Origin of the sequence: Rhizobacter sp. (genome assembly GCF_031412075.1) — a bacterium.
Lineage (GTDB): Bacteria > Pseudomonadota > Gammaproteobacteria > Burkholderiales > Burkholderiaceae_C > Rhizobacter.
This window is the reverse complement of record NZ_JANOCG010000428.1, coordinates 1-7,339: the sequence shown is the minus strand read 5'-3', so window position 1 is coordinate 7,339 and position 7,339 is coordinate 1. Positions and strand designations below refer to the sequence as shown.

Annotated in this window: 6 protein-coding genes; 2 read left to right on the top strand and 4 right to left on the bottom strand. The window is 66.5% G+C overall.

All coding sequences use genetic code 11. The features are described 5' to 3' along the window. The 3 genes from ppk1 to RMO40_RS16095 form a co-directional block, all read right to left on the bottom strand. Positions 1-1,625: polyphosphate kinase 1 (gene ppk1 / locus RMO40_RS16105; protein WP_309723572.1), on the bottom strand; the 1,625-nt coding region annotated here is incomplete at its 3' end. After that, on the bottom strand, positions 1,622-2,689 hold the full coding sequence (locus RMO40_RS16100; RefSeq protein ID WP_309723569.1) for a glycosyltransferase: 1,068 nt from the start codon (positions 2,687-2,689) through the stop codon (positions 1,622-1,624). The genes RMO40_RS16100 and ppk1, both read right to left, overlap by 4 nt. After that, positions 2,686-3,546 carry a metallophosphoesterase gene (locus tag RMO40_RS16095; protein ID WP_309723566.1) on the bottom strand — a complete coding sequence of 287 codons (861 nt, stop codon included), beginning with the start codon at positions 3,544-3,546 and terminating at the stop codon, positions 2,686-2,688. Before RMO40_RS16095 ends, RMO40_RS16100 begins: the two co-directional genes overlap by 4 nt. A 67-nt stretch (positions 3,547-3,613) precedes the next feature. Between RMO40_RS16095 and RMO40_RS16090 the strand changes: the two genes are divergently transcribed. Both RMO40_RS16090 and recJ read left to right on the top strand, forming a co-directional pair. Further along, positions 3,614-4,546, top strand: a complete 933-nt coding sequence (locus RMO40_RS16090; RefSeq protein WP_309723563.1) for a hypothetical protein — start codon at positions 3,614-3,616, stop codon at positions 4,544-4,546. Beyond that, the gene (recJ, locus tag RMO40_RS16085) at positions 4,543-6,264 is read left to right on the top strand and encodes a single-stranded-DNA-specific exonuclease RecJ (protein WP_309723560.1); all 1,722 of its coding nucleotides are present in this window, start codon (positions 4,543-4,545) and stop codon (positions 6,262-6,264) included. The genes RMO40_RS16090 and recJ overlap by 4 nt, the downstream gene beginning before the upstream one ends. A 19-nt stretch (positions 6,265-6,283) precedes the next feature. Here recJ and RMO40_RS16080 read toward each other — a convergent pair. After that, positions 6,284-7,339 (bottom strand): EAL domain-containing protein (locus RMO40_RS16080; protein WP_309723558.1); only part of this gene is annotated, 1,056 nt, incomplete at its 5' end.

Here is a 7,339-nt window from a genome sequence, read left to right as displayed (position 1 = left end):
AGCGGCACGTCGGTCAGCGCGTTGACCTTGGCGACGATGCGCGCCGGTTTGCCCTCGCGGGCGGCCTGCGCCACCTGCTCCACGTGCTTGAGCATCTGCTTGTGCAGCGTGAACGGTGCCTGCAGCAGCTGGCGCAAGGGGCGTGTCTTACCCAGGCTTGCGAGCTGCTGAAACACGGCGTCGGCGTCCGAGGTCAGATCGGGGTCGGCAGTCAGGCAACCTACGTCGGTGTAGAGCCGCGCGGTCTTGGGGTTGTAGTTGCCGGTGGAGAGATGGGCGTAGCGGCGCAGGCGGCCGTCTTCACGGCGTGTCACCAGCAGCAGTTTGGCGTGCGTCTTCAGGCCGACGATGCCGTACACCACCTGCGCGCCCACGGCCTCCAGCCGCTCGGCCCAGTTGATGTTGGCCTCTTCGTCGAAGCGGGCTTTCAGCTCCACCACGGCCATCACTTCCTTGCCGCGGCGCGCCGCTTCGATCAGCAAGTCCATCAGTGGCGACTCGCTGCCGGTGCGGTAGATGGTCTGCTTGATGGCCAGCACGTCGGGGTCTTCGACCGCTTCGCGCAGGAACTGCACCACCGGCTCGAACGACTCGAAGGGGTGGTGCATCAGCACGTCGCCGGCGCGCAGCCGCTCGAAGATCGATTCGTCGCGCGAGAGGCCGGCAGGCCACGGCGCGTCATAGGGCTTGAAACGCAGCTGCGGGGCGTTGGCGGTGTCGATCAGGGCATTCAGGCGCACCAGGTTCACCGGGCCATTGACGTGGTACAGCGCTGCCTTGGGCAAGGCGAACTGCGTCAACAAAAATTCCGACAGCTCGGGCGGGCAGGTGTTGACCACTTCCAGGCGGATCGCCTGGCCGAAGTGGCGTGTGGTGAGCCCAGAGCGCAGCGCCTGGCGCAGGTTGACCACGTCTTCTTCGTCCACCGCGAGATCAGAGTCACGTGTCAGGCGAAACTGCGAAAACGCCTCAACCTCGCGCCCCGGGAACAACTCGGCCAGGTGGGCGCGGATCACGCTCGTGAGCAGCACAAACGCCTGCCCGCCGTTGGCCAGGTGGTCGGGCAAGCGGATCACCCGCGGCAACACCCGCGGCACCTTGACGATGGCGATGGTGTTCTCGCGGCCAAACGCGTCTTGCCCACTCAGGCGCGCAATGAAGTTGAGCGACTTGTTGGCCACCTGCGGAAACGGGTGCGAAGGGTCGAGCCCCACCGGCACCAGCAGCGGGCGCACCTGGCGCTGGAAGAACTGGTCGACCCAGCGGCGTTGCTCGTCATTGCGATCGGAGTGGTTGAGGATCTCGATGCCTTCGCGCTTCAAGGCGGGCATCACCTCATCATTGAATGCGCGGTACTGGTCATCGATCAGCGTGTGCGCATCGGCGGCCACGGTTTCCAGATCACGCAGCGAGACCCCCGCGCCAGGTTGGCGGGTGGCTTCGATGTAGTCGGCAAAACGCACCTCGAAAAACTCGTCCATGTTGGACGAGACGATGCAGATGTAGCGCAGCCGCTCCAGCAAGGGAACATCTTCTCGGCGCGCCTGTGCGAGCACCCGGCGGTTGAATTCGAGGATCGAGCTTTCGCGGTTCAGAAGTGCCGGGTTGCGAGGAGCCTGAGTCATGAGACCAGTTTATGAAGCTTTTGCGACGTTTTTGTGACGCTCGTCAGCTCTGTGTGACACGCCGGGACCAGGTGGTCGACGAACTGGCGGCAAACCTCGCCCCAATCGAATTGCAAGGCCCGCCGCCGCGCCGCGCCACGCGGAATCTCCAGCGCTTGCAAGGCGGCAGTGCGCAGATCTTCGTGCAACACGCCGCCATCGTCGGCGTTGTGCTGGGGGGCGACCACATCCAGCGGGCCGGGCACCGGGTAGGCAGCCACCGGCGTGCCGCAGGCCATGGCCTCGAGCATCACCAGGCCGAAGGTTTCCGAGCAACTTGGGAACACGAACACGTCGGCCGCGCTGTAGATATGAACCAGCTCCGTGCGTGGCACCACGCCGCGCCAGTGCACCTGGGGGTAATCGCGCTTCAAACGCTGCTCCAGCGGGCCCACGCCGTAGACCACCTTGGAGCCAGGCAAGTCGAGCTTCAAAAATGCTTCGAGGTTCTTTTCGTAGCTCACCCGCCCGACATACAGAAACACTGGCCCTGGCAAACCCAGGTCGGCACCCTCTTCGGGTTTGAACAAGCTCAGATCCACACCATGCGACCACTGTTTCAATGGTGCAAAGCCGTGGCCTTTCAAGATGCCGAACATGCCCACGCTCGGCACCATGATCCCGCTCGACTTGGCGTGAAAGCGGCGAAACCAGGCATAGCCCCAACTTTCCGGGATGTGCAGGGCACGCGCCAGGATGTCGGGGAAACGGGTGTGAAAGGCGGTCGTGAACGCCCAGCCGCGCCGCAGGCAGTGCGACCGTGCGGCCGCGCCCAGCGGGCCTTCGGTGGCGATGTGGATGGCATCGGCCTGGGCCGCATCGAGCAGCTCGCGCACCTTGCGCCCGGGGCGCCAGGCCAGCTCGATCTCGCGGTAGCCGGGGCACGGAAAACGCTTGAATCCCGAGGGCTCGATCATCACCACCTCGTGGCCCATCGCGATCAGGCCCAGTCGCAGCTCGACCAGTGTGGTCACCACGCCATTGACCTGCGGCGCCCAGGCTTCGGTGACGAGTGCGATCTTCACGCGAGCACCTCCTGCGCCGCGACGGCAAGCGGCTGCCTGTCGCGCATCACGGCAGCCCAGTCGACGATCTCGAGCCGGCCGTCGGCGTGTTCGGCCAGTGCGGTGAGGCTTTCGACCCAGTCGCCATCGTTGGCGTAGACGATGCCATCGATCTCGCGCAGCTCGGCGTGGTGAATGTGGCCGCAAACAACACCTTGCGCGCCACGGCGCCGCGCTTCCTTGGCCACCGCGGCCTCGAAGTCGCCGATGAAGTTGACGGCGCGCTTGACCTTCAGCTTGAGGTATTTGGACAGGCTCCAGTACGGCAGCCCCAAACGCGCACGCAGCGAGTTGAGATAACGGTTGAGCTTGAGCGTGAACTCATACAGCGAGTCGCCCACATGCGCCAGCCACTTGGCGCACTGGATCACACCGTCGAAATAATCGCCGTGAGTGATCCAGAGCTTGCGCCCGTCGGCGGTCTGGTGGGTCCACTCTTCGGCCACGTCGATGCCACCGAAGTTGTGGCCTACGTAGCGGCGCGCAAACTCGTCGTGGTTGCCTGGAATGAAGATCACGCGCGTGCCCTTGCGCGCCTTGCGAAGCAGCTTTTGCACCACGTCGTTGTGCGACTGCGGCCAGTACCAGCTGCGGCGCAGTTGCCAGCCATCGATGATGTCGCCGACAAGAAAGAGGGTTTCGCACTCGGTGTGCTTGAGGAAGTCGAGCAGGGCCTTGGCCTGGCAGCCGGGGGTGCCGAGGTGCAGGTCCGAGATCCACAAGCTGCGGTAGTGGCGCTTGTTCTCCCTGGGCGCGTCGTCGTCGACGGAGCTCGCCGGGGTGGTCCATGCGTTCAACAAGGCGGCGTCTCTGTGCATGGAGTTGCATGGTCATGCCTGGGTGTGACGTGGGTGTGACCGTGACCTGCAACAGATAATCCACCCCATGCACCTGCTGATCCCCTTCGCCTCGGCCCTCTCCGAGGGCGGCACGCACACCTTGCGCAGGCTGAACCTCCCGCACCTCACCCAGTTGTTGGCCAGCCTGACCCCCACCCACACCCTGGGTCGCGACGAATACAGCCTCACCCCGCCCCACGAACGCGCCCTCGCCCACGCCCTTGGCTGGACGGGTGGCGACGGCGCCCTGCCCTGGGCCGCGCGCCAGGCGGCGCAAGATGGCGTCCAGATCGGTGACCAGGCCTGGGGGCTGCTCACACCCGTGCACTGGCATGTGGGCGCCGACCAGGTGAGCCTGCCCGACCCACAGGCCCTGCACCTGAGCGCCCAGGAGTCACACACCTTGTTCGAAGCGGTGCGCCCGCTGTTCGAAAGTGAAGGCTGGGTCATGGCCTGGGGTGCACCGACCCGCTGGTACGCGGCGCACGACTCGCTCGACGGCCTGGCCAGCGCCTCGATCGACCGTGTTATCGGCCGCAACATCGACCTGTGGATGCCCACCACGCCCCAGGCGCGCCTGATCCGCCGGCTGCAGAACGAGGTGCAGATGCTGCTCTACCAACAACCACTCAACGACGCGCGTGTGGGCCAAGGAGCGCTGCCGGTCAACTCGTTCTGGCTCAGCGGCTGTGGCCGCGCCCAACCCGACCCCGCGCCCGCAGACCTCGTGCAAAACGACAGCCTGCGCGCCTCTGCCCTGAGTTCTGATTGGGCGGCCTGGGCACAGGCCTGGAGCGCGCTCGATGCAGGCGATGTGCAACAAGCGCTGAAGCGTGCACGACAAGGCGAGCCCGTCGCGCTCACGTTGTGCGGCGAGCGCTTCGCACAGAGCTTCGCGCTGCAGTCGCAGCCGCTGTGGTCGCGCCTGGGCAAACGCCTGTCGCCCCCGCCCGCCGCACCTGTGCTGGAGGCGTTGTGACCAACCCCACAATCACCCTGCGCGAGGTGCCGCCTCGCACCGTGTGGGCACTCGAACAAGCCGGCGTGCACCCCTTGCTGGCCCGCCTGTTTGCGGCGCGCGGCGTGCGCAGCCCCGACGAGCTCGACGACGGCCTCGCCCGCCTGCTACCGCCCACCGATTTGCTCGGCACGCAAGCCGCGGCTCGCTTTCTGGCCGATGCCATCGCGGCCCACCAACGCGTGTGCGTGGTGGCCGACTACGACTGCGACGGCGCCACCGCCTGCACCGTCGCGCTGCGTGGCCTCAAGCTGCTGGGCGCGCGCGCCGACACGCTGCACTACGTGGTGCCCGACCGCGCGGTGCACGGCTACGGCCTCACACCCGCCATCGTCGACCTGGCGATGCAGAAAACGCCCGACGTGCTGCTGACGGTGGACAACGGCATCGCCAGCCTCGCCGGTGTGGCCCACGCACGCGCGCTGGGCCTGGCCGTGGTGGTGACCGACCACCACCTGCCCGCCAAGGAAGACGACCTCATCGTGCTGCCCAACGCCACGGTCATCGTCAACCCCAACCAGCCCGGCTGCGGCTTCGCGAGCAAGAACCTCGCCGGTGTCGGCGTGATGTTCTACGTGTTGCTGGCGCTGCGCACCGAGCTGCGCGAGCGAGGCGTGTTCACGCCCGAAAACCAGCCGCGGCTCGACACACTGCTCGACCTGGTGGCCCTGGGCACCGTGGCCGACGTGGTCAAGCTCGACGCCAACAACCGCCGCCTGGTGGCGCAGGGCCTCAAGCGCATTCGAAGCGGCAAGATGCAGCCCGGCGTGGCCGCGCTGTTCACGGCTGCGGGGCGCGACGCCAAGCGCGCCAGTGGTTTCGACTTCGGCTTTGCGCTCGGGCCACGCATCAATGCCGCGGGCCGTTTGTCCGACATGTCGCTGGGCATCGAATGCCTGCTCACCGACGACGCGGCGCGCGCGAGTGAGCTGGCCCAAATGCTCGACGGCATCAACCGCGAACGGCGCGACGTGGAAAGCGGCATGCGCGAGCAGGCCGAGGCCATGCTGGAGACGCTGATGCCCGAAGGCGACGCGCCACCTGCACTGGCCATCTACGACCCCGAGTTCCACGAAGGTGTGGTGGGCATCGTGGCCTCGCGCCTCAAAGACCGGGTGCATCGCCCGACCTTCGTGTTTGCGCTCGGGCAAGACGGGTTCTTGAAGGGCTCGGGCCGCTCGATCCTGGGGTTTCACCTGCGCGACGCGCTCGATCTGGTGAGCAAACGCCACCCCGGTGTGCTGAAAAAATTCGGTGGCCACGCCATGGCGGCCGGCTGCACGCTGGCCGAAGAAGACTTCGACACCTTCGACACCGCCTTGCAGCAAGTGGCCAGCGAGTGGCTCGACGCCGCCACGCTGTCGCGCACGCTGATGAGCGATGGCCCGCTGCCGGCGCAGTATTTCAACCTCGAGACCGTGCGCTCGCTCGATGCCCAGGTGTGGGGCCAGGCCTTCGAGGCGCCGGTCTTCAGCGACGAAGTCGAGGTGATCTCTCAGCGCCTGGTCGGCGAGAAGCACCTGAAGCTGGCCGTGCGCCACGCCGGCGCGGTGCGCGATGCAATCTGGTTCGGCCACAGCGAGCCGGTGGCCAACAAGGTCACGCTCGCCTACCAGCTGCGGGTGGACGAATACAACGGCCAGCAACGGGTGCAGATGATCGTCGAGGCGGCACGCTGATCACCGCCATCGCCACGCGTCAGGCGGCACTCACCGGGTCGGTATTGGCGGTGGACACTCTGGCTCGAAGCGTCAGCAAGCCGACGATGGCCTCGGCCGCCACCGGGCGGCTGAACAGGTAGCCCTGCGCACAATCGCAGCCCAGCGAGCGCAGATAGTCGCGCTGCGCTTCGGTTTCGACACCTTCGGCCACCACGGTGAGCGAGAGGCTGCGCGCCATCGAGATGATGGCCGAGGTGATCGCCGAATCGTCGGCGCTCTCGGGCAGGTCCTTCACGAAGGTGCGGTCGATCTTCAGTTTGCCGATGGGCAGGCGCTTGAGGTAGGCAAGCGACGACAGGCCCGTGCCGAAGTCGTCTACCGCCACCTGGATACCCAGCTTGCGCAGCGCGGCCAGCTGGGCCACGTTGCTGTCGATGTCTTCCACCATCGAGTGCTCGGTGATCTCGATCTCCAACCGGCGGGCGTCGATGCCCGAGGCCGCCAGCGCGCTGTCGATCTGCGCATTGAGCCCCCGGCGGATCTGGCGCGCCGAGACGTTCACGGCGACATAAAACCCCTCATGGCCGGCTTCGCTCCAGGCCTTGATCTGCCGGCAGGCGGTGTTCAGCACCCATTGCCCGATGTCGACGATGATCCCGCTGTACTCGGCCACGGGGATGAACTCGACCGGCGAGATCACCCCCAGCTGCGGGTGCACCCAGCGCAACAAGGCCTCCACGCCAATCAGTCGCTCGGTGCGCAGGTCAACGATGGGCTGGTACAGCAGGCGCAGCTCATTGCGCGAGATGGCCTCGCGCAAGTCGTTTTCCATGCGCATGCGCTGGTCTGCGCCACGGTGCATGTCGGTGTGGAACAGCGCGTAGGTGTTCTTGCCCATGCCCTTGGCTTCGTACATGGCGCTGTCGGCGGCGCGAATCAGGCCCGCGGCGCTGTCGGCATCGGAGGGGAACTGCGCCACACCCACGCTGCCGCGCACGCGCAGCTCGTGCACGCCCACCTTCAAGGGCTCGTCGAAGGCCAGCATGGCCGCCTGTCCGAGCAACTTCATGTGCATGGCGTCGGACACACGCGG

Bases quoted from the DNA above. Each gene is read 5' to 3' on its own strand.
- RMO40_RS16095 (WP_309723566.1), bottom strand. From the start codon at position 3,546: ATGCACAGAGACGCCGCCTTGTTGAACGCATGGACCACCCCGGCGAGC.
- RMO40_RS16090 (WP_309723563.1), top strand. From the start codon at position 3,614: ATGCACCTGCTGATCCCCTTCGCCTCGGCCCTCTCCGAGGGCGGCACG.